Genomic DNA, 23,077 nt, shown 5'->3' on the forward strand with positions numbered 1-23,077 from the left:
GACTTTTAATTTAAGACCACTTCAATCAATTCAGAATATCCTGTTGATAAATCACCATTTAACCATTGCCAATTTTCAACCAGTTTGATGACATCATTTTCTAGTAATTCAATTTTAGTTTTGCATTGTCCTGTACGTAATTCGCCAGTAACTGTTAAATGTTGATAACAAATTTCAAAGTGATCATCAGACAGCATTTGCCCGATAATTGAGCCAATCTGTACCACACCACCCTCGTATTTTGCAGTAATGACTTTGCCTTTTTGTGTGTAATAAAAACGTGTTGCACCATTTACATCACCATTCGCTGTATTGGCAAGGCTCATAAATACTTTATTATTGAGTAAATTTAAATTTTTCATCGTCTGACTCCCCAAGTCATCATTTTCCTACGCCATGCCAAAAAGCAAGGCGTAGGATGACACTATCAGAAAATTCTTTGTGGGTCTTTTTCAACTTTATTGAGCGATTGGGCAATTTTTTCTGCTATCGCAATATAGTGAGGCGCTGCATCATCTCCAGCCACCACAGAAGGCTTACCTGCATCTACATTTTCACGAATTTGTACATTTAAAGGTAAACGCCCAAGCAGTGGAATGTCATATTGTTCAGCAAGTTGATCACCGCCACCTGTACCAAAAATTTGCTCTTCATGACCACAGTTCGAGCAAATATGTGTAGACATATTTTCGACTACACCCATCACTGGAATTTGTGCTTTATTAAATAACTCGATGCCTTTTACCGCATCCATTAATGCGACGTTTTGCGGTGTTGTTACAATCACTGCACCTGTCACAGGTATACGCTGCGCCATCGTTAATTGGATATCTCCTGTCCCTGGTGGCATATCAATCATCAGCACATCTAAATCAGGCCATAATGTTTGGTTAAAGAGCTGCATTAAAGCGCCTGTTGCTTTTGGTCCACGCCAAGCGACAGGTGTATTTTCTTTGCCAATCAAATGCCCAATAGACAGCACTGCCATACCATAAGCTTCAAGCGGGACAAAATTTTCAGCTTCAATCATTGGGGTTTGCCCCGAATTTCCAAGCATAGTAGGAATACTTGGTCCATAGATGTCCGCATCGAGCACACCGACTTTTAGCCCTAATTTTTGTAAAGCCAAAGCTAAATTTACAGTTGTTGTAGATTTACCTACACCACCTTTACCTGAAGAGACCAAGATGACATTTTGAATCCGTGGATGTTTAGGCACATCACGTTGTTGGGGCGCAGCTTTTTGAATAGGTGGATTATTTGGATCAGTTTCAGCTTGTGATTGTGGTGCTGAAGCATCGACTACAGGAGGTAACTTTTGGCTTTGATTCTGAGTTTGTGTTTGTGTTTGTGGTTTAGAAGAACAGCTATGACCTTCTTTGCCATGTTGATCACTTGAGCAGCTATGACCGTGTTTATGATCATGTTGAATTTTTTGTTGGATCACATGCATATTCAACTCTTGAATACCACATTTTTCCAAAGCATCAGCCAAATCATCATGAATTTTTTGTAAATGTTCAGCTTCTTCAGGAAAAGTATTAATCGTGATTTGTAAAACTCGCCCTTGTACATTGACCTGTGTAATACGATCTTTTAAGGCATTTTTTGAGTTTGGTAAAATATAATTTTGAAGCACATTTTGGATTTCTTCCTCTTTCACCTCTTGTGCAGGAGAAAAAACCGATTTTAAAGAAGAAAGCCACGACATATATTTGCTCCAAAAAGTGAAAATGCACCTAAAACACCTATAGTCTATCTGTAAATGACGCTTAGGTTAAGTCAAGTTGTATCAAGCTTTTTGAATGTACTTATAAATCTTAGTCATTTAGTTGGTTTTAATCTCATTTTAATCAACAAAAATAAATAAAAATTAAATTCTTAGTCTTTAAAAATGCACTTCATCCATCTCAATAAAGTGCATTTTTTAAATCGCTTCAGCAAATTTCACGTTAAACTTGTTGATCTTTATCTTGCTCATCCACTTTTGCCGAATCATCTTTTTTGAATGAATTAATTTTTTCAGTTGCCGCTTTTTTTAATTCATCAAATTTCGTTGTTGCTTGTGCTTTAAGCTCATCAAACTTAACCGATGCTTCTTGCTTGAGTTCATTGGCTTTGAGTTTAGCCTCTTCGAACTTATGTGATGCTTCAGTTTTCAAATGCTCTATTTTTTCCTGTGCCTGCTGCTGTGCATCACTCCATTTGGCTTTAGCCTCATCTAATTGTGAATGTGCAGCGTCTGACTGTTCTGCATGCTCTTCTTTAAGATCATGTTTTAATTCATTTAGTTTTTCCTCACCTGCAAGTTGTGCTGCCTTTGCTTCATGCTTGACATCATCAATCACTTTTTCCCCTGCAAGTTTTGCCTCATCTGCTTTCAACTTGAGATCATCTCCTAACTCAGATGCTTTTTCTTTTAAATCGTCCAATTTTTTTTCAATTGTCATGTCTTGATCCTCTGAAGTATGGGTATGGCGTAATTTTAAGCTCAACTAAGCTTATCAATGATTTAGTTATACACCGATTTTTTTGATGGTGAATTATTACACAGCAATTTGCAATAAATACCATACGTAATGTTACGTATGGAACTTTTTGCCACTCTATTATTTATAATCTATTTTTAAATCATTGACGAATCATTTATTGCGCTGAACTTTTTCAGTTTTAAGATAAGATGCCAAATTCTATATCCAATCATGATGGAAGATCTAATGACACCCGAAATGACTCGTAAGATGATTGCCATTTGCAACGAAAAAATTGCCAAAAAAGGTGAAAAGGTCGGACTGTCGTTTTATGCATTTTTTGCCAATAAAAATGATGACCCTGAAACACTCATGCAAGTTGCAACATGGTGGATTCAAACCCACAAATTAGATCATTTTGAAAAAGCCATCAAAATTAAACAGATGATTGAAAATGAATGCTAAACATTATGGTGTTGAAAATAACTCATCATACTTTTGCATATGGGTAAATACACCCTCTTGTCTTTTATGTGCATCAATTAGAGGGACTAAGCGTTGAAAATGTTCAGATTGTACATGTGCATCCAATGCAGCACGGTCAAGCCATTCTTCAATAAAAACAAAATGCCCTTTATTTTTTAAATCATGATAAAGATCATAGGCGATACAACCTTGTTCCTGTTTGGTTTTTTCAATCAGTTCGGCATATAAAGGCAGGACTTCAGCAATTTTATCCACCTGAATAAAGTCTTCTGCAATGAGTTTCAACATGGATAACACCTTGAATATTTTTATTATTTTATACTGTAGCTGAAATAAAGCCGTGTTTGTTTTGAATTTTTATAAAGGTGGAAACTGTAATCGTTTATATTTTCGGAACAATGGCAAAGCAGGTTTAAACTTCCATTTTTTATTTAATATTTTCAAATAGATATAATTTCCACTCCAAATACCAATCAACAAGGGTACAGCAAAAATACTCAGACTGATGATCGCAAAAATCAGGCTTTCCATGATTTCAGCCATTCTGCCATCAAGAAACTGGAACAAGAAAATCAACCCCAGCCAAATAGGCGTAAAATATCGCATGATTTTGAAAAATCGTTGTATTTCAAATATTTTATGCGGAATTTTTAAGAACCTAAATATCAGCCAAAAACCAACAAATGCCATGATCATTAAAAAAGGAGTGAGAAAGAGCATGACCTCTATGCCCCGTTGTGCACTACGTTCTGAAGCTGCTACGAACAAATCACCATGGTAAAGGTTTAAAAACAAACAAAATGGAAGAACCAGACTGAGCACAGACACGATACTGGCGCAAAGCGCCGAAAATAATAATGACCAAGATCTCATTTTTATGATCCTTTTTGAACTTGGTCTTATTGTGCCGCAATGAATTGTGATTTATATGAGAGAAATGTGAAATTTAGGTGAAGCTGCTTAAGACCTCACATTTCCCATAAAACTCACTGCACCAAACAACCAAATAAACAAGACAAAACAACGTCCTTGATTAAAATGATTGAGTTCAGAACCATGTAAAATATTATGCCGTGTTGCTGTCACAGTGGAACTATTATCCATTTTATAGGCTGCAAGTTCTGAGAAATACGGATTCATTTCATGCGCAATTTTTGCCTTGTGCCACAAACTCTTAATTTCATTGCCTTTTAAGCCCGGTACGATTTTATAGACATCGACAAATTTAGTGTCTTGTTGTTTTAAATAACCATGTTGAAGCAATACAGCAGTCAGCAAACCTTCCAAAAGTGCATAAAGTAAAGGCACACATCCTGCATAAAACTGAGCTTCATACAGCTTAAAACTTTGCTGTAAAACTTCACGATACTGTGCTTTCTGATCGCCTATTTCCAATTCATCAAAGGCTTTCAACATTTCAGATTGAAAAAATTCTCCGTTGATCACATCCAAAAAATTAAAAGTTTTAACCTCTTCCACATCATGAATGAGTTTCCAAAAATGTAATAAATTCAATGCATCATTGGCAAATTTTTCCCCGATAGGCTGATTCAATTCATCGGCAAAGACATTGAAGTATGATTCTTCTTTAGCAAGTTGATGCAAGGTTTTGATTAAAAATGAATGCTCATCTTCCGAAATATCTTCAAGGTAAATCTGTGCTTCTTTTAAGACATTTTTCTCAAGTTGTTGACTGCCTTTATTTTGCGGAATACGGGTGACTTCACGATCAAACTCATCGTCATAAGGATCAATATCAAAATCGTTATCATGCATCATCGGGCTGTCACTCTTGGCAATTACAGTTTGGGAAAGAAACAAAGCTATTCTAGCTGAATGAATCATTGAAAATGAGGAAATTGCATAAAATCTACATATGAAAATATTTCACAGATTCTGTCATGCATCTTGATCGCAATTAAGCTAAAATCATTGCCCTTGCATTAACTTTGAGAAAGAGAGTTATATCCGTGCGAAATATTTTAGTCACTAACGCCCTTCCATACGCAAATGGTCCTATTCATATGGGTCATTTACTCGGTTACATCCAAGCAGATATCTGGGTTCGTGCCATGCGTGCAATGGGTCATAATGTGACTTATGTCTGCGCGGATGATGCACACGGTACAGCGATCATGCTACGTGCTGAAGCCAATGGCATCACACCTGAAGCGCAAATTGCCAATGTTCAAAAAGAGCATATCCGTGATTTTGACGGTTTTGGTGTGCATTTTGATCACTATGATTCAACCAATAGTGACGAAAATAAAGCCCGTTCAGAAGAAATTTATATTAAAAACCGTGAAGCAGGCAATATCGCAATTCGTCCTGTCACTCAGTTGTTTGACCCTGAAAAAAGTATGTTCCTGTCTGACCGTTTCATTAAAGGTACATGCCCGAAATGTAAAGCGGAAGATCAGTATGGCGACTCATGTGAAGTTTGCGGTACAACCTATAATGCAACAGAATTATTAAATCCACGTTCAACTTTGAGCGGTGCAACCCCTGTAGAAAAATCATCTGATCACTACTTCTTTAAACTGCCTAACTTTGCGGAATATTTGCAGAAATGGACACGTGATGAAGGTCGTTTACCTGTTTCAATTGCCAACAAGTTAGACGAATGGTTTGATAATGGCTTGAATGATTGGGATATTTCCCGTGATGCACCTTATTTCGGTTTTGAAATTCCTGATGCACCAAACAAATATTTCTATGTTTGGGTCGATGCGCCAATTGGCTATATGTCAAGTTTTGAAAACTATGTCAAAACCAAACGTCCTGACTTAAACTTTGACGATTATTGGAAAAAAGATTCTCAAAATGAAGTTTATCACTTCATTGGTAAAGACATCGTGTATTTCCATGCGCTGTTTTGGCCTGCGATGCTTGAAGGTGCAAACTACCGTACGCCATCAGGCTTATTTGTGAATGGTTTCTTGACTGTAAATGGTCAAAAAATGTCTAAATCTCGCGGTACGTTCATCAAAGCTGAAACCTATTTACAGCATTTGAATCCTGAATATTTACGTTATTACTTTGCCTCTAAACTGTCTGATAAAGTTGAAGATTCTGACTTGAATCTTGATGATTTCGTACAAAAAGTGAATTCTGACTTAGTCGGTAAAGTGGTGAATATTGCGAGCCGTTGTGCAAAATTCATTAACACCAAGTTTGACAATAAATTGTCTGTGACATGTGCAGAACCTGAACTCGTTCAAAGCTTTATTGATGCAGGTGATTCGATTGCCAAAGCCTATGAAGCTCGTGAGTTCTCTACTGCAATCCGTGAAATCATGGCACTTGCAGATAAAGCCAATCAATATATTGATGAGAAAAAACCTTGGGCTTTAGCCAAAATTGAAGGCGAAGAACAGCAAGTTCATGATGTGTGTTCTGTTGGGATTAACCTGTTCCGTCAATTAGCGGTATATCTTGCGCCTGTACTTCCAACTTTGGCGAGTCAAGTTCAGGACTTCTTAAAACTTGAGTCTTTTGATTTTGTATCAAGCAAAACGGCTTTACTTGATCATGAAATTGCTTTGTTCCAACCGTTGATGCAACGTGTAGATCCTAAAGCGGTTGCTGCGATGGTCGATGCTTCTAAAGATTCTTTGGCGGCTGCGGCTGAACCTGCAAAAGTTGAGAAGAAAAAAGAAAAGAAAGTTGAGAAAAAACCTGAGCCTAAAGTGGGTGAGGCAGAGATCATTGGCATTGAAGATTTTATGAAAATTGATCTTCGTGTTGCTGAAGTTTTGGATGCAGCACACGTTGAAGGTTCAGACAAACTTCTTCAATTGACTTTAAATGTTGGTGAAGCTGAACCACGTAATGTGTTTAGTGGTATTCGTGAGTTCTACCAACCTGAAGACTTAAAAGGCAAATTGGTGGTGATGGTCGCTAACCTTGCACCGCGTAAAATGCGTTTTGGTATTTCAAATGGTATGGTGCTCGCTGCGGGCAATGGCGAAGGTGTTTGGGTGATTTCACCTGAAAGCGGTGCTAAAGCAGGTGATAAAGTTTCTTAAACCTAAATTTTTCAATGAAAGCCTCTACTGATGTAGGGGCTTTTTTATTGATTTTTTATCATTAAATAAAGAAGTTAAAAGCTAAGACTCTTCTTGAATAATATTAATGTTACCTATTCTGGTGGGGATATCTAAATACTCATAAATTGCCTCAATTTTTCTTCTTAGATTTTTATCATGTGTAAAGAAAAAATGACAAAATGAGGCCATCTGCGCATGTGTAAAATCACTCATTGCACGCTGTACACCATTGATTTGATCTAATTTTGTATCTTGATGGAAGCCTATAAAGTTCATCATGTTATACATAATGTTTACTTTTTCGTAATTGTAAAGTTTCCTTTCTTTCATGCTTTCAATGATTTTAAAGTTCCAAAAATCATCTAAACCAAAATTTTTATACGCTTCTTTATCTTTATATAGATTCCAAATCTTTTGTACCACATTTGGCATCTCAATATTGTTCAAATGCTTTGGAAAAATATCTATTTCATTTCGAAAAACTTCAGTTATTTTATCATTTTCTGCAAGTTCCATAATTTTTGAAAGCATAAACTCTACATTTTGCTCATATACTTTTTTTTGCTCATTAACATGCTGATACATAGCCTCTGATGTCTCTTTAAATAGAGGATGATTGCTTAAGTCATTTTTATTATTCTCCATTATTTTTAAATTATTTTCATAAGCTAACAGTGCTTCTTGCTTTATTTCATTAATATTTAGATTTTTTTGATAGCTTAATAGAAATTGATTATAGATATGGGAATCCAAAAATCCCCATTCTGTTTTATTTTCAATATATCTATTAAACCATTCTTTAACAGGAAATGTTGAAATGACGCATTTATTAAGAAATTCAAAATTTCTGTTGTAAGCTATCCGAATATGATTTGCATCTAACCATTCAAGAACGTTTAAATATTTTTCAATATTCTTTTCATTTTTGGAGTTAAGAAATGCTTTGTAAATTTCACCAAGAGTTGCATCAGAATATACAACCTGAAAATTTTCTTTAAAATAAGAGTATATTTCATGGTCGTGATTGAATTTTTTAACCAATAAATCTAATATATTTTGATCAAGATAAGCTAAAGGTTTTCCTAAATATTGATTTTCACTCATAAGTATTTAATTCATTTAATATTTTCTAGACAAATATAAATGAGTTTTTTAATTATTTCATCCCAAAAATCAGCTTCAAACCAAGCACCGTCATCACCCCACCTGCAACACGGTCAAACACCTTCTTAAACTTCAAATAGACACGGCGTGGCTTTTCCGCAGACAACGCAACAGCCACCAGCGAATACCAACCTGCATCAATAAAAAAGCACAACATCGGTAAAACTGCATAAAAATAACTTGGTATTTCTTTTGGTAAAAGTGCAGTAAAAACACTGGCAAAAATAATGGCAATTTTCGGATTACTCATTTGAGTAATAAATCCCAAACGATATGCTTGAGCATAACTCATCACCTGAGTTTCCCCATCAGCTTGTTCCATTGGGTCTTTAGCATGTTTAATAATTTTATAGGCAAGCCAAAGCAAATATAGACCACCACAGATTTTCAAAACTAAATATGCTGAAGGCACTGCCAACAAAACAGCCTGTAAGCCCATGACAGCCAGAAAGCCAAATAATGCCGCACCTGTACCCGTTCCCAAAGCCGTAAACAAACCGTGTTTACGTGAAATCGCAATTGAATTTTTCGCTACATAAATAAATGTAGGACCTGGGCTGATTGCACCGAGCATTAACGCTAAAGCAATTGAGCCTAAAATCAATAAAGATTCCACAATATATACCTAAACAAAGTTTGCAGGCATTCTAACTGATCAGATCAAAAAAGAAATCGAATACTTTAAACAAAGTTCAATATTTTACTCAACTGTATTTCCTAAATGATCTTGAGCTGTTAAGCGATAATCTCTTTCATGTACAGGCATACCACCAATGATCATGGTACGAACTTCTGTCGTCGTGGGCTTAGGCTTACTGTGGTCACATCCTACCAATGTACCCAATATGATGAGACTGAGACCTATGCAAAAAAATTTCATGGCATATCCTCTTCATTATTTTTATTCTTTTTAGCATAACAGCTTTGCCTAAAAAAACAGCATTATTTTGCGACGATTTATTTCATCTCAATATTAGGTATTCTCTAAAATAATTCACGTAAATAAACATTTAAACTTAATTCATAATAATCCGATAATTCGACTGACATGGGTTTTGAATGACCACACTTTGCATGTCCATTTCACCATCAAATTTTGCGATATAGCTAAAAGCATAACTGCCATCATCTTCAAAACCTTGATTCATTGGATAAGAGAATTGATTAAATTGAGGTACTTTCTGATTGATCACCTGGCGAACTCGAAAGTCTGGTACGCTATAGAACACAAGTGATTCAGGCATATTTTTCATATTTGATTCATAAGTTACAATACATGTTTTATTTTGATTGATTGCCAAAAAACTACCATAATTTCTCTGTTGGTTTTGATCATTAACCACCATCAAATTATGATCTGTGCCTGTTGCACCAATCATAAAACCCATTAAATTGGGTGTAAACTGATACACAACTGCGGTTTTATTCCATTGTTTTAGAAGCGTTTGCTTTTTATTTTTTGCATCATAAAGCACAAAATCACATTCACCATTGTCACGGTTACAGCGTTCTCGTTTGATTTTAATTTTTCCTGCTGAACCGAGAGTTTTATCTTTTAAATCAGCTTCATCATCATTCGCATAACTGGACATGCTCAGCAATGCAATTGTTGAAAACAGTAAAATTTTTAAATAAGAATTGAATGTCATGTTGCTCTACTTCGTTGTCTTCAAACATGGTGAACTACTCGATTTATAGTCTTTACCCCATGTACGATATCCTTGCGTATCAATATGATAGCGATTATTTCCATAAACACCTAAACCCATTTTAAAAATTTCCCCTTCCTTCTGCCAAAACTGACACATTTTTTTGACCAATCCCTCACGTGCTTTTTGATCTGTCTCTTTGGGTGCTAGCACATGAAAATCGACTGCATAATTATATAAATGTTTACTACGTGAAGCGCCTTTTACACATTGATTGAGTTCTGGGTTACGATAAATTGCAGTGATGGTATAATGCTGATAAAAGTCATTTTGATTGAGTTTTTCAACCAGTTTTAAACTTCCGACTACATTTTCCCAATACTTTTTGGGAGGTATCGCAAAACGCTTGGAATAACATTGCTCAGGCATATAGTTTCTTGTCGTTGTCAGCTCCATCAAACTCGGTGGATGTTTTAAATACTGTGTCATAAATTGATAGTATTCATTTAACAACTTTGGGTCTTGTTGAGATTTCCACTGTTCAAATTGCTGCATCAGTGGATCTTTATTTTTATTTTCTGGTGTTTTTTTCTGTTCAGACTTTTCACATCCACTGAATAAAATCAGGGTACACAAGATCATCACAAAACTTGGTTTAATTTTTTTTAAAATATTTTGCATTAACCTTTATTCTTCATATTAAAAAACATTATTTTTTATCAGTCCTCTATCAAGATGAATGATAGCGTGATGGTTTGGATATTTTAGCGAGATTTATACAAAGAATATGGCAGATTACAAAAAATCAACAACGCAGGATTTTACAACGGACAAAAATGTCCGTTAAATATTATTAAGTCCTATTTTGCTTTCATATCATGCGTAAACGCCAACAACTTGCTGCACAAAACCGTGAAGACTTACTTTCTGCTGCGCTTAAAATATTTCGCCAACAAGGCATACGTGCACCCTTACAGTTAGTTATCAGTGAAGCAGGTGTTGGACGCGCAACATTTTATCGAAATTTTAAAGATCGTCGTGAACTGGTGATCGCCCTGATGGAACAAGCTTTAACGCGTTTAGAAGCAAAAGCAAAAGATTATGCACAATATCCAGATGGCATGATTCGACTGATACGCAGTCATGTCGATAATCTTCCACTTCTCACCGCATTAATGGAATATTGGCGCGTGATTGATCGTGATGACCCGATCATGGTAGATATTTATTTACGTCGTGATGCTATTTTACAACCCTTGATTGATCAAGCGATCACTCATCAAATTTGCCGTGCAGATTTAACAACGAAAGATTATGCCTTGATTACAGGGATTTTAAGAGCCGCATTTCAAGGTATGACTGATGCGGAACAAGTTGCTTTAGCAACGCGCGCAGTTGACTTACTCATCGATGGTATGAAAGCGTAGTTAAAAATGGATAAAACACCACGCCTCCTTGAACCTGCACCAGATTGGACACCCGAAGAACGTCCTACTTTGCCGGGCTCGCCTGCTGCAATCGCTCACTCTACGCCCAAAAAACTGATTTATTTTTTTATCGGTCTAGTGGTGGCTATCTCAGGTAGTCTAAGCAATGGTTTTATTACAGCTAACTTGCCATTAATTCAAGGTGAATATTCACTGACTCCTGCTGAAGCAGCTTGGATTCCAGCAGCCTATGTCATGGCAAATATCAGTTCAAATTTATTGTTATTTAAAGCAAGGCAGCAATATGGTTTAAGACTATTTTCAGAAATTGGTTTAGTCCTGTTTATCTGTGTGCTCATTTTACATATTTTTGTACAAACCTTTGAAATGGCATTATTAGTCCGTATTATCAGTGGCTTAGTGGCTGCACCACTCAGTTCACTGGGCATGTATTATATTATGCAAGCCTTTAAACGCGCTAATTTTGGACGTGGTATTTATTTGGCATTAGGTTTTCAACAGCTTGGTATTCCTTTAGCTTGGATCATTTCGCCTTATATTGTCGATGTAAATGACTGGTCAATTTTATATACTTTTGAGCTGGGTTTAGCACTTTGTTGTTTAGCAATGGTGGTTTCTCTGAAACTTCCTCGCAGCTTACGTATTGCTGTGTTTGAAAAGCAGGATTTTTTTACTTTTGCACTTCTTGCTCCCGGTTTTGCCCTCATTTGTATTGTCCTCACACAAGGTCCTATTTTATGGTGGTTTGAAGCGAAATGGTTGGGCTACGCACTCATTGCAGGTTTTAGCTTAATTATTCTTGGGCTTACCTATGAGCATTATCGGGTCAATCCATTATTGATTACGCGTTGGTTAGGTTCGGCAACGACGTTGAAATTTATCTTTGGGGCATTGGCAATTCGTTTGCTGATGTCAGAACAAAGTTATGCCGCAGTCAATTTTCTCAAAACGATGGGAATGGGACCAGACCAATTTGTTTCTTTGTATGTTGTGATACTTTTAGGAATTGCATCTGGGACAATCTTTAGTGCCGTCACCTTTAAACGCGAGCGCATTCCATGGCATTTGGCTGGTGCTGTGGTATTGATTTTATTTGCGTGTACGCTTGATTATCATCTTACTAGTGATGTTCGACCTGAAAATTTTTACCGTAGTCAATTTATTGTCGGTTTTGCCAGTGGTATGTTTATTGGTCCGTTATTACTTACGGGCATTATTCAAGCCTTGCAAAAAGGTCCATCACACATGGTCACTTTTGTGGTTTTATTTTCGGCAACCCAAAGTTTTGGTGGTTTACTGGGTAATTCATTCTTTTCTACCTATCAGCAAGTTCGCACCCAAAATTACCGCGCTGAAATTATTAGTGACCTGTCTCCAACTGACCCAATCGTATATCAACGTATTCACACTTACCAACAAAGTGCCAGTAAATATACTTTAGATCAGCATTTACAACAGAATCAAGCACTGCAAAACCTCAATCAAGGGGTAACCAAAGAGGCACAGGTTCGTGCCTACAATGATGTTATTGCAATGAATGGCATTTTTGCGATTATTTTATTTATTTGGAGTATGTTGAATATTTTTTGGGCAAAATATCAAATTAGAAAACAGCAGATGATGAATTCAAGTTAGCCTCATTTAATACGCACGTTCAACACAATCATGGCTAGTTACTTTATGTATTAAAAATTTGAGATGATCCTATGTCACAAGATTCAAAACCATCAGAACCAAAAACAGAACCTACACCAACGCCAATTACACCACTTGCTCCGCCGCCATCCAGTAAGTTAATTCCAACGGCGAAACGTACTTTGGTTTTCATGTTCTTGGTTTTATTACTTGGCATTAGCCTGATGATGTGGGCTTGGCAAATTGGACCTTTTCAAAATACGCTGCAATCTACCGAAAATAGTTATGTCAAAGGTAAAACAACTGTTCTTTCTTCACAGATCAATGGTTATGTCAAAGATGTCATGGTGACTGACTTTGACCATGTGAAAAAAGGTCAAGTTTTAATGCATATTGATACGACGACCTATGATCAAAAAATCACTCAAGCTGAATCTGGTGTCGATCAAGCCAATACAACTTTAGCCAATCAAACTCAAGCGATTGAGCAACGTAAAGCTGATATTGTTGCTACACAAGCCAAAGTTGATCAAGCACGTGCTAGCTACGAACTTTCAAATGCACAGTTAAATCGCTATCAACAATTAGGAAATAGTGGTGCAACCTCAAAAACAGAACAAGATAAAGCCGCAGCAGATGCAAAAAATAATTTAGCTCTACTCAAACAAGCTGAAGCCAATGTTCTTGTAGCACAAGAAGCATTAAAAACTGCGCAAGTGGCTGAGTCAGGTTTAAAAGCTCAAGTGACCAATGCCAAGGCACAGTTTGATCAAGCAGTAACGACCAAAGATTATAGCGTCATCGCTGCGCCTATGGATGGACAATTAGGTGAAGTTACGCCCCGTGTTGGACAATATGTAGCAGCAGGTACACAACTGATGTATCTCATTCCAAAGCAAACTTGGGTAATTGCAAACTTTAAAGAAACTCAAATTGCAGACATGAAAATTGGGCAAAAAGCCTCTTTCACTGTTGATGCGATGAAACATCAAAAATTTACTGGACGAGTTGAACAAATATCACCTGCGGCGGGTGCAGAATTTAGTGTACTCAAACCTGACAATACCACAGGCAATTTTACCAAAGTGGTGCAACGGATCTCTGTACGGATTGCCATTGACCCAAATCAAAAAGGACTTGAGTTTTTAAGACCTGGGATGTCTGTTGTTACCTCGGTAGATACCAGTCACAATTAATCCAATATCAAATCAGTTTAGGTACAATACGTATCAATCCTTGTATTTAAAATTATCCAATGTTTGATCGTATTGCCGAAACTGTTCAATATCAGAAGCTTGACCTAAAAGCACCTGTACATGTGACCATAAAACGTCTTGACCAGATTCATCCAAAAATTTCAGGCAATAAGTTTTTTAAACTCAAATATAACTTTCTAGAAGCTCAGGCACGAGGCTGTAAACACATCATCACTTTTGGTGGAGCCTATTCCAATCATATTGCTGCAACGGCATATGCTGCACATTTATTTGGGTTTCAAAGTATAGGAATCATTCGTGGGGAAGAACTCGCGACCCGTCCTCTCAATCATACACTTTCCACCGCACAACATTTTGGTATGCAGCTTGAGTTCGTTTCACGTGAAAAATACAGATTAAAAGAGACAGAGGAATTTATACAAGCATTAAAACAAACTTATCCTGAGAGCTATATTATTCCTGAAGGTGGAAGCAATGATCTTGCGATTCAAGGCTGTGTTGAGATCCTCTCTGGGCATGATCTGCAAGATTATGATGTGATTTGTTGTGCTGTTGGCACAGGTGGCACAATTACAGGCTTAATTGAAGCAAGTGCAGAACATCAACAAATTTTAGGCTTTTCTGCATTAAAAGGTGATTTTCTAGCAAAGGAAGTTGCTTTAAAAACTCATAAAAAAAACTGGGAAATTACGGATGCCTATTGTTGTAGTGGTTATGCAAAAACGACTATTGAATTACTCCAGTTTATTGGAAAATTTGAACAAAAACATCAAATTCCGCTTGAACATATTTATACAGGAAAAATGCTGTTTGGAATTTTAGATCTGATTAAAAAAGAATATTTTGAAGAAAACACACGAATTTTAGTGATTCATAGCGGTGGATTACAAGGTCGCTTAAACACCGCAACCCCATAACCCAAACTGTCTATGATTATAGCTTTATACCAGTTTATTATCATTTAATGCGATCAGACCTTTAATGAGACGATAAGCATCCCAAATAAAAACTGCCAATAGAATAACAAATCCAATCACTACAATCGCTAAAAGCGCACCAACGATATAGCCGACAAAACTAATCCAAAAAGTTTTAATTTGATAATTAACATGGCTTTCTAACCATGTACCACGCATATCATCACGTTTCACATAGTTCATAATAATTGCAATAAGCCATGTAAAACCAACGAGATAACCTGCAAGACATAAAATATAAGTGATTTGATTATATTGTTTTAAAGCTGCGATTTCGGTTTCAGTTTTTGTTAAATTATTCATTTTATTACCTCTATTTATGTCTATTATTTATACTCTATTTCTTTTTTTAAGTTTCATTTAAGCTGTCTTACAAAATACAATTTTTTAATTTTTCTTTACCGATTTAAATTACAGTTACTTGCTTATAGTACCTGAATTTTCATCTCATTTTGTCTATAATGCCCTGCTTTCCTTCCTCGCGAGTTTCCCATGTCTACAAATCAATACGATGTCATTGTTCTCGGTGCTGGTGCTTCTGGTTTAATGCTAGCAGCAAAAGCGGCTGCACGTGGTCGTAAAGTCTTGGTCATGGAAAAAGCCAATAAAATCGGTAAAAAAATCCTGATGTCTGGCGGTGGAAAATGTAACTTTACCAACCTTTATGTAGAGCCTGAAAACTTCATTTCGCATAATCCCCATTTTGTTATTTCAGCCTTAACGCGCTATACCAATTGGGACTTTATAGGAATGGTCTGTGAATATGGCATTGACTATGAAGAGCGCAAACATGGGCAATTGTTTACTTTAAATGGTGCTAAAGAAATTTTAGCGATGCTACTCAATGAGTGTGAAAAAACTCAATTGGTTGACATCAAAACCAGTTGTGAAGTCAAAGCAGTCACTGCAATCGATGAACAACATTTTCAAGTGGCAACCAATCTTGGCTACTTTGAGGCAACATCGGTTGTGGTCGCGTCAGGCGGTTTGTCGATTCCAACTTTAGGTGGTTCAGATATTGGCTATAAAATAGCCAAACAATTTGGACACCATATCTACCCCACTCGTGCAGGATTAGTGCCATTTACATTTTCAGACCAGTTTAAAGAAGTCACAACTCGCCTCAGTGGCAATGCCGTTGAAGCAACCTTATCCAATGAATTAAACAGTTTTACCGAAGCTTTGTTATTTACCCATCGTGGTTTGAGTGGTCCAACTTCTTTGCAGTTATCGAATTATTGGGATGTTGGGCAAAGTTTCAAAATCGACTTTTTACCATCAAAAGAACTTTTTGAATTTTTTAAAGCCAAGAAACAAAGTCAACCAAAAGTTCTCATTCGTACCTTGCTGAGTGAACTACTGCCAAAAAGTGTTGTTTTAGAATTACAAAGCTTAATCTGGGCAGAATTCGCTGAAACTGCAATTGCTCAGCTCAGTGATGAAAAACTGGAAAATATTGCGCAAAAACTGCATCAATTTGAAGTCAAACCTTCTGGAACTGAAGGTTATCGTACGGCTGAAGTCACTCTTGGTGGTGTAGATACCACAGAGGTTTCATCTAAGACAATGGAAAGTAAGAAACAAAAAGGCTTATTTTTTATTGGTGAAATTTTAGATGTCACAGGACATTTAGGCGGTTTTAATTTTCAATGGGCATGGGCATCTGCACATGCCGCGTCTGAATATGTTTAATCATTTTACATAAGCAGATGAGCCCACGATTTTACTACTGAGTTTGATGATCTGAGCTATTTTGCTCTACTGTTTCTGTAGAAAGCTCTTTTTGCGCTGCCAAATCTGGCTTTGTTGCTGATTTTGGCTTTGCAAAAACAAATTTATAAGCACTGGCTAAAAATCCAATGGTAATACCTGCAATCACTATAGGAGCTATAAACTTATTGGGTTGCTTTTTTGTCATATGGGTTCTCCTCATTCATGTTTTCATTATTTAAATAAAAAAGATCGACCAGTAAATCCTGATCGATCTTTATCATAAATTACAGGTTATTTCGGGTCATCTTTTAACGGATGATCGGTTTTTGTATCAAATGTCTGATCTAAAGGAGCTTGATATTCAGATTCAACGATTGGAGAGTCTGCAGTCACCTGATCTGCTGTCACTAATCCAGAATGCTCATTTTCCGCAGCTTTCTGTGCTAAAGGATTGGGTTGATTTCCTTCTTTTTTAGCTTTATCAATGAGGTCTGTCAATACACGTTCTGCTGGTTGACGCCCACCTAAACCAAAAGCAAGTGCAAAGGCAACAGCAACAGCACCTAAAGTTAAACCAAATGCTAAATTCACAATAGAATCAGCAATACCCATTGCTCGAAGTCCCATTGCAATCACCAAGCCCATGATCAGTACACGAACTAAATTTCCTAGCCAACGCGAACTATTATATTCACCACGCTGCACCACATTTGCAACAACATTTGCAAGCCAGAAACCGATCACAAGAATCACAGCACCCAGTAAAATGTCAGCACCAAACTGGATAAACATCGCAATAAGGTCACTAATTTGGTCAAACCCTAAACGGTTTGCTGCTTCTGATACAGCAAAAAGCATCGTAAAGAATACAATCAGATAACCCACAACACACGAAACTTTGGTTTCCCCTAAAAAGCGCTGTATATCAAGTTTAGCGGGGATTTGGTCAACGCCTGTACCTGCAATCAGTTCAGCTACTAAACGTCCAACAAAACGTGAAACGACATAAGCAACGATTAAAATCAGCCCTGCTGCAATAATATGTGGAATCGCAAACATGATTTCAGCAAGCATAGCTGTTGCAGGTTGCGAAATTGCTTGAATTCCCAACGCTTCAAACGCAATAATCAATGAAGTGATCATGACCACAGCAAAGACAAAAGAGCCTAAAAACTTCGGTAAACCTTGCTCTGAATTTTTAAATAAACCGACTTTTTCTGCTTGCGCTTGTAAATTTAAACTATTACTTAAGCCTTCAACAATACCACGGACAATTTTCGCTAAAATATAACCCACGAAAATAATCACACCAGCAATGAAGATATTTGGTAAATAAGATATTGCCTCATTCAACATATTTTGCACAGGTATTAATAGCCCTTGCAAACCTAAAATAGACAATACGATTGGTAAAAATAAGAGTAAAATCAGCCAGTAAACAATATCTGCGATATTATGACTAATTGGACTTACGCCAACTTCTGCACTTAGTTTTTCATCAAGTTGTGTGCGGTCTAATAAGTTTTTAAGCCCAACTTTGACCAAATTTGCCACAATCCATCCAATAAAACCAATTGCAATAGCAGCAAGAAGCTGAGGAATAAACAACAGGAATTGCTGAATCATGTTGCTAAAAGGACTGCTGATACTACTCAAATTCAGTACATTTAATGCACCAATCACGGCAATAACCATGACCACCCAAAAAACAACTCTGGATACTATATTTTCAATATTTGAGCGATGTCCTGTTGCATTAGACAATTTTTGATTTGTGCCTAATTTAGTCAGTATTTTCTTAATTCCTGCTGCAATAATTAGCGCAAGTATCCAACCCACCAACAAAATTACAATTGCAGCAATAATGGGTTGGAATTGTTCCCAATAATACATGGCATCAAAACGACCACCACGCGAACCTAGATATTCATTCATTGTTATGTCCTCTATTCATCTTGCTCGTTTTAGATCATGATTTTCTTGTGAATAGCGTCATCTTTTTATGTCATGTTTCTGACTAAAATATTTAAGATATATGAAAATGATTTATATATCAGATACTTTTAGATGTATGCTTAAACAACATATTGGCTTATGTTGAAATGAAAAATCTTTTCATCTCAACATAAAACCCACGTGACTCTATTGAGAATCACGTGCTCCAGTTGCAGTTGCTTCTGCTGTTTCATCGGTTGCTGTTGCAATAGTATCTTGCTGTCGATTTGAATCGTGTTCACTTACAGCAGGAATGGACTGATTTGCAGGAATTTCTCCCGATTTAGGATTCATATCTGCAAACATATAAAAAATCAGAGCTGCCAGAAAAATACCAACAATTATCAATATATAGACGGGTAAACGTCTTTTTTGTTGTTTTTCCTCTGCACCCTCGACATGGGGTGGCTTAGTAAAATCATGAACCATGGTTTTCTCCCCCTTATTAACGTGATTGGTGTTTTTTTATACTAACAAGCTCTATTGTAGTATTGTGTAAAAAATTTTATATCTTAGTAAGTTAGTCTTGCTTATTATTTAACCACACTAATAACTGTTATTTTTAAATAGAGAGAATGAAATAGAGACAATCATGAAATTTTGAAATTAAAAATTTTTGCAGTTAATTTGAGCTATAATATCGACCCTCTTATTGGGCTATGGAAAATATGGCTTATCAACGGCAAAGTGTCTCACTCGATTTAGACACAGATGTCACTCATCAATGCTTTTTGCATACCACTCGTGATGAACATTTCATTGGAATTATCGAATTCAATAAACCTAGTGATGTTTTAAAATGGGGAGACCTTGAGTATTTTCGTCGTCGCACAGAAGAATTGTCAGTCATGCCTTTTCCTGACTGTATTAATGCGATGATTATAGATATTCGAAATATTGAACCTTTTTTAGATCAAGAAGTTCCCATTATTCCTTGGCGCTTAGTTGAAGAAGAATGTCCGATTCGAATTATTGTCCCGTCAGAGCGCCTTGAGTTTTACTCAGGTTTTTTTGAACCAACATGGCTCAGCACAGATCTAGACTCAGCAATTTATGAGCTACGTGAATTTATGGATATGTTTGTTCATTAAGAAAAATCCTCTAATCAATAGAGGATTTTTTTAATCAAAAATGTTGATGCTGAAACAACTTACCAGTAATTTTCTACTGCAATATTTCCTTCACCACGACGATTCATGGTTAAACCACGTGCTTTTAAAGCATCTTTAGTATCATCAACCATCTGTGGATTTCCACATAACATCACATGTGTTGTTTCAGGATTTAATGCTAAACCAACCGTTTTTTCTAATTCACCATTTTCAATTAAAATCGGTAAGCGATCATGTAAAGTTGCCTGTGGGTCACGGGTAATAATAGGTACAAACTTAAAACCTGTATGTCCTTCACCAAAGGTTTGTACAATTTCCTCAATACGTGTTACATAAGCAAGTTCAGATGCTGTACGCACACTATATACCAAGGTAATTGACTGATATTTTGACCAAGTTTCAAAGTCTTGTAACATTGAAATAAATGGAGCTAAGCCTGTTCCTGTTCCTAATAACCATAAATCTTTGGGTAATGGTAATTGATAACGTGCTAAGGTTAAAAAACCATAAGGAACTTTTTCTAAATATAATTCATCCCCAACTTCGAGATGCTGTAAATTTGAGGTAAAAGCACCATCTGGCACAACAATAGAAAAAAATTCTAAGGTTTCATCAAAAGGCGAAGAAACAACAGAATATGCTCGTACAACAAGATCATCTCCAACTTTTAACCCAATACGGGCAAACTGCCCTGCGGTAAATTTGAAATGAGCAGGTCTTGTCATGGTAAAACTAAATAAGGTATTGGTCCAACGGTGTACAGATAAAACCTTTTCTACGCTAAATTTTTCAATTGACATGATTTGAACGTGGCATGAATGACTATGCTCATGGTAGCATGTCAACATAATTTATTAATATTTATTTTAAATAGACCTCTTTCATCCTCCTCCTTTTTTTCCTCTAAAAAGAGAAAATTAAAAGGTCTAAAGTTTATATGAAAGACGTTTAATGTTAAGGCTATCTACATGCGCATGACTTTACGCCAATTGGCTGTTTTCGTAGCAGTCGCTCAAGAAGGCACTGTGACCAAAGCCAGCGATGCAGTTCGATTGACTCAAAGTGCTGCAAGCATGGCTTTGGCAGATTTAGAGGACGGACTCGGAGCTCCCCTATTTGACCGTCTTGGAAAAAGATTACAATTAAATGATTTAGGTCGTTTTCTTCTTCCGCAAGCACTTGAAATTTTAGGTCGTTGCGAAGCTTTTGAGCAAGCTGCAAAAGGTGAATTCCAAAGTATAGATTTACGTATTGGGGCAACGCTCACCATCAGTGACTACTTGATGCCAGATTTAATGGCTGATTTTTTACAAATTCGCCCACAAGCTCATTTACAGTTACAAGTGGGTAATACTCGCCAAATGATTGAAGCAGTAAATCAATTCCAACTTGATTTAGCTATGATCGAAGGTTCTTGTCATTTACCACAATTACAATGTATTCACTGGCGTGATGATGAATTAGCTGTATGTTGTGCTCCTAGCCATCCTTTAGCTCAGTTAAAGCGACCATTAACGCCTGAAGATTTTTATCATGTAGAATGGATTTTACGTGAAGAAGGCTCAGGTACACGTGAAGTCTTCGATAATGCCATCTTACAAGATATTCCTGATGCCAATATACGTTTAACGCTTGGGCATAATGAAGCTATTCTAAAAATTGTAGCAGGTGGTTTAGGTGTATCATGTATTTCTAAATTAGCGATTGATCCGTTATTAGAAAAACAACAGCTCGTTGTCTTAGATACTCCATTTTGGACATTAACACGCCCACTCTATATGCTCGTACACCGACAAAAATACCAAGGTCCTGGTTTACGTTCTTTTTTACAGTTTTGCGAAAATCAAACAGGTAAATAAAAATCTTACGATCATAAGCATGCTCAATATAAAAACCGTGGCTTCAAGTACACGGTTTTTATTTAAAAGACTTTGCCAAAATATTACTTCCTTAAAGCAGCATTTTTTTGTGCAGCATTTTTCTTTTCTTGTTCCAATTTATACAAATGTAGCTTAACCTCTTGTTCTTGCTGATACTTCTTATATTTACCATAAGCTAGATAGGCAACATTTGTACCTAATAACAAAATAATCACACCAATCACATATAATGGATTAATATAAAATTTATGCTCTTTCTTTTCTTTTACGGGTTTCCATTTTCCATATAATATTTGTGTTTTTAAATTTAAATACATCGAATTTTCTTTAAAACTGGATCCTTCTCGCTCTTCTTGAAACTCCACTTTTGAATCTACGGGTTCAGTTGCTAAAAGTGAATCTTGCTCTACTTTTTCATGAGCCACCAATGCTTGGGAGCTTTGTGATGTAGATGATATTTTTTGATCATTTTCTTCTAAATGTTCCTGTTTTTGCTCTTTATCTTCACTTGATTGATCATGCAAATTAATCGCTTTATTTAATGAAAAATTACTATACTTTTCTTCAATATCTTGAGATTCAGGCAATACTGGAATGCTATTTTTTTGTTCAATTAAATCTTCTGGTTCTGTGAATATTTGATGTTCTGTTATCACTAAATCTATTTTTTCGGAAATATCACATGTTTGTTGTTCTTCTATATCTATCTTTTGATGTTCTTGACTGAGTGGCTCAAGTAAATCTGCTGAATTATCTGCATAAACAACCGATTGTTGCTGATTTTTTTGTTGAGCAATTTCATCTTGTGTTTGATCCAAAGTAAAAATATCAGATGAAATCGCAGTTTCGATGAGAGTTGAGTCATTTTCATGATCAATTTGCAGTGTTTCACTCGTTTCCTGCTGTTGCAACTGATTTTGATCTAATTCAAGTAAAGGCACTGTAGCTAAAAAAGAATGATCTTCTGATTTAGCTTCCTCAACATCATTGATCATATTAAAAGAGGTTTCAAGTTCCTCATTTTGGCTTTCATGAATTTCTTGCACACTAACATCAGTAGATTCAACAACTTCAGGTGTTATATTTGTAGGTTGTTGCTCTTCATTTTTCTCAAGCTCCCATTCAATCATCATCGGGTCAGCTTGTAATTCTTGAGCATTAAGTTGCTGATCTTCAAGTTCTAATAACGTAAAAGCCACAGATTCCACAGATTCCACAGATTCCACAGATTCCACAGATTCCACAGATTCCACAGATTCCACAGATTCCACAGATTCCACA

General features: G+C 36.3%; 26 protein-coding genes. 9 read left to right on the top strand and 17 right to left on the bottom strand.

The window, feature by feature from the left end:
* Positions 1–5: 5 nt before the first annotated feature.
* The 3 genes from HX005_RS03515 to HX005_RS03525 form a co-directional block, all read right to left on the bottom strand.
* Positions 6–362, bottom strand: a complete 357-nt coding sequence (locus HX005_RS03515; RefSeq protein WP_107009626.1) for an avidin-fold protein — start codon at positions 360–362, stop codon at positions 6–8.
* Between the two features lie 65 nt (positions 363–427).
* Complete coding sequence (apbC, locus tag HX005_RS03520; RefSeq protein WP_286376295.1) at positions 428–1,711, bottom strand: iron-sulfur cluster carrier protein ApbC; 1,284 nt, start codon at positions 1,709–1,711, stop codon at positions 428–430.
* A 241-nt stretch (positions 1,712–1,952) separates the two neighbouring features.
* Positions 1,953–2,450, bottom strand: a complete 498-nt coding sequence (locus tag HX005_RS03525) for a hypothetical protein (protein WP_286376296.1) — start codon at positions 2,448–2,450, stop codon at positions 1,953–1,955.
* Positions 2,451–2,717: 267 nt separating this feature from the next.
* On the opposite strand from HX005_RS03525, the gene HX005_RS03530 reads away from it, so the two are divergent.
* Complete coding sequence (locus HX005_RS03530) at positions 2,718–2,936, top strand: DUF6500 family protein (RefSeq protein WP_286376297.1); 219 nt, start codon at positions 2,718–2,720, stop codon at positions 2,934–2,936.
* A gap of 3 nt (positions 2,937–2,939) precedes the next feature.
* On the opposite strand, the gene HX005_RS03535 is transcribed toward HX005_RS03530, so the two are convergent.
* The 3 genes from HX005_RS03535 to HX005_RS03545 form a co-directional block, all read right to left on the bottom strand.
* Complete coding sequence (locus HX005_RS03535) at positions 2,940–3,245, bottom strand: putative quinol monooxygenase (RefSeq protein WP_286376298.1); 306 nt, start codon at positions 3,243–3,245, stop codon at positions 2,940–2,942.
* Positions 3,246–3,314: 69 nt separating this feature from the next.
* The gene (locus tag HX005_RS03540) at positions 3,315–3,830 is read right to left on the bottom strand and encodes a hypothetical protein (protein WP_286376299.1); all 516 of its coding nucleotides are present in this window, start codon (positions 3,828–3,830) and stop codon (positions 3,315–3,317) included.
* An 87-nt stretch (positions 3,831–3,917) separates the two neighbouring features.
* A complete protein-coding gene (locus tag HX005_RS03545) occupies positions 3,918–4,733 on the bottom strand; it encodes a hypothetical protein (RefSeq protein WP_502872716.1) in 816 nt (271 codons plus the stop codon).
* A gap of 194 nt (positions 4,734–4,927) precedes the next feature.
* Between HX005_RS03545 and metG the strand changes: the two genes are divergently transcribed.
* A complete protein-coding gene (gene metG, locus HX005_RS03550; RefSeq protein WP_286376301.1) occupies positions 4,928–6,985 on the top strand; it encodes a methionine--tRNA ligase in 2,058 nt (685 codons plus the stop codon).
* Positions 6,986–7,066: 81 nt separating this feature from the next.
* On the opposite strand, the gene HX005_RS03555 is transcribed toward metG, so the two are convergent.
* From HX005_RS03555 to HX005_RS03575, 5 genes are all read right to left on the bottom strand, one after another.
* Positions 7,067–8,110 carry a hypothetical protein gene (locus HX005_RS03555; protein ID WP_286376302.1) on the bottom strand — a complete coding sequence of 348 codons (1,044 nt, stop codon included), beginning with the start codon at positions 8,108–8,110 and terminating at the stop codon, positions 7,067–7,069.
* 52 nt (positions 8,111–8,162) lie between these two features.
* Positions 8,163–8,786: a LysE family translocator gene (locus tag HX005_RS03560; protein ID WP_107009634.1), complete on the bottom strand. Its 624-nt coding sequence runs from the start codon at positions 8,784–8,786 to the stop codon at positions 8,163–8,165.
* 84 nt (positions 8,787–8,870) lie between these two features.
* Entirely contained in the window at positions 8,871–9,050 is a 180-nt protein-coding gene (locus HX005_RS03565; protein WP_286376303.1) for an NF038215 family lipoprotein, read from the bottom strand.
* A 136-nt stretch (positions 9,051–9,186) separates the two neighbouring features.
* Complete coding sequence (locus tag HX005_RS03570; RefSeq protein ID WP_286376304.1) at positions 9,187–9,819, bottom strand: hypothetical protein; 633 nt, start codon at positions 9,817–9,819, stop codon at positions 9,187–9,189.
* A 6-nt stretch (positions 9,820–9,825) separates the two neighbouring features.
* The gene (locus tag HX005_RS03575; RefSeq protein WP_286376305.1) at positions 9,826–10,500 is read right to left on the bottom strand and encodes a D-Ala-D-Ala carboxypeptidase family metallohydrolase; all 675 of its coding nucleotides are present in this window, start codon (positions 10,498–10,500) and stop codon (positions 9,826–9,828) included.
* 197 nt (positions 10,501–10,697) lie between these two features.
* Between HX005_RS03575 and HX005_RS03580 the strand changes: the two genes are divergently transcribed.
* The 4 genes from HX005_RS03580 (at position 10,698) to HX005_RS03595 (ending at position 15,036) form a co-directional block, all read left to right on the top strand.
* Entirely contained in the window at positions 10,698–11,246 is a 549-nt protein-coding gene (locus tag HX005_RS03580; RefSeq protein WP_107009637.1) for a TetR/AcrR family transcriptional regulator, read from the top strand.
* Positions 11,247–11,252: 6 nt separating this feature from the next.
* Positions 11,253–12,902 carry an MFS transporter gene (locus HX005_RS03585; RefSeq protein WP_286376306.1) on the top strand — a complete coding sequence of 550 codons (1,650 nt, stop codon included), beginning with the start codon at positions 11,253–11,255 and terminating at the stop codon, positions 12,900–12,902.
* A 71-nt stretch (positions 12,903–12,973) separates the two neighbouring features.
* Complete coding sequence (locus HX005_RS03590) at positions 12,974–14,098, top strand: HlyD family secretion protein (protein ID WP_286376307.1); 1,125 nt, start codon at positions 12,974–12,976, stop codon at positions 14,096–14,098.
* Positions 14,099–14,157: 59 nt separating this feature from the next.
* Positions 14,158–15,036, top strand: a complete 879-nt coding sequence (locus HX005_RS03595; RefSeq protein ID WP_286376308.1) for a 1-aminocyclopropane-1-carboxylate deaminase/D-cysteine desulfhydrase — start codon at positions 14,158–14,160, stop codon at positions 15,034–15,036.
* A gap of 24 nt (positions 15,037–15,060) precedes the next feature.
* Here the strand turns inward: HX005_RS03595 and HX005_RS03600 are convergent, their stop codons facing one another.
* Positions 15,061–15,399: a DUF4870 family protein gene (locus HX005_RS03600; protein ID WP_286376309.1), complete on the bottom strand. Its 339-nt coding sequence runs from the start codon at positions 15,397–15,399 to the stop codon at positions 15,061–15,063.
* A 189-nt stretch (positions 15,400–15,588) separates the two neighbouring features.
* Here HX005_RS03600 and HX005_RS03605 point away from each other — a divergent pair, with 189 nt between their 5' ends.
* Positions 15,589–16,788, top strand: a complete 1,200-nt coding sequence (locus HX005_RS03605) for a BaiN/RdsA family NAD(P)/FAD-dependent oxidoreductase (protein WP_286376310.1) — start codon at positions 15,589–15,591, stop codon at positions 16,786–16,788.
* 34 nt (positions 16,789–16,822) lie between these two features.
* Here HX005_RS03605 and HX005_RS03610 read toward each other — a convergent pair whose 3' ends face one another.
* From HX005_RS03610 to HX005_RS03620, 3 genes are all read right to left on the bottom strand, one after another.
* A complete protein-coding gene (locus tag HX005_RS03610) occupies positions 16,823–17,014 on the bottom strand; it encodes a hypothetical protein (protein WP_107009643.1) in 192 nt (63 codons plus the stop codon).
* A gap of 86 nt (positions 17,015–17,100) precedes the next feature.
* Positions 17,101–18,744 carry a mechanosensitive ion channel gene (locus tag HX005_RS03615; RefSeq protein WP_286376311.1) on the bottom strand — a complete coding sequence of 548 codons (1,644 nt, stop codon included), beginning with the start codon at positions 18,742–18,744 and terminating at the stop codon, positions 17,101–17,103.
* A gap of 207 nt (positions 18,745–18,951) precedes the next feature.
* On the bottom strand, positions 18,952–19,233 hold the full coding sequence (locus HX005_RS03620) for a hypothetical protein (protein ID WP_286376312.1): 282 nt from the start codon (positions 19,231–19,233) through the stop codon (positions 18,952–18,954).
* A gap of 239 nt (positions 19,234–19,472) precedes the next feature.
* On the opposite strand from HX005_RS03620, the gene HX005_RS03625 reads away from it, so the two are divergent.
* Positions 19,473–19,895 (top strand): hypothetical protein, encoded by a 423-nt coding sequence (locus tag HX005_RS03625; protein ID WP_107009654.1) that lies wholly within the window; start codon positions 19,473–19,475, stop codon positions 19,893–19,895.
* 59 nt (positions 19,896–19,954) lie between these two features.
* Here the strand turns inward: HX005_RS03625 and HX005_RS03630 are convergent, their stop codons facing one another.
* Positions 19,955–20,716 (bottom strand): ferredoxin--NADP reductase, encoded by a 762-nt coding sequence (locus HX005_RS03630; protein ID WP_286376313.1) that lies wholly within the window; start codon positions 20,714–20,716, stop codon positions 19,955–19,957.
* Positions 20,717–20,884: 168 nt separating this feature from the next.
* Between HX005_RS03630 and gigC the strand changes: the two genes are divergently transcribed.
* On the top strand, positions 20,885–21,775 hold the full coding sequence (gene gigC / locus HX005_RS03635) for a LysR family transcriptional regulator GigC (protein WP_107009647.1): 891 nt from the start codon (positions 20,885–20,887) through the stop codon (positions 21,773–21,775).
* Positions 21,776–21,858: 83 nt separating this feature from the next.
* Here the strand turns inward: gigC and HX005_RS03640 are convergent.
* Positions 21,859–23,077: hypothetical protein (locus HX005_RS03640; protein ID WP_286376314.1), on the bottom strand; the 1,219-nt coding region annotated here is incomplete at its 5' end.

Origin of the sequence: Acinetobacter sp. R933-2 (assembly GCF_030325485.1) — a bacterium.
GTDB lineage: Bacteria > Pseudomonadota > Gammaproteobacteria > Pseudomonadales > Moraxellaceae > Acinetobacter > Acinetobacter sichuanensis.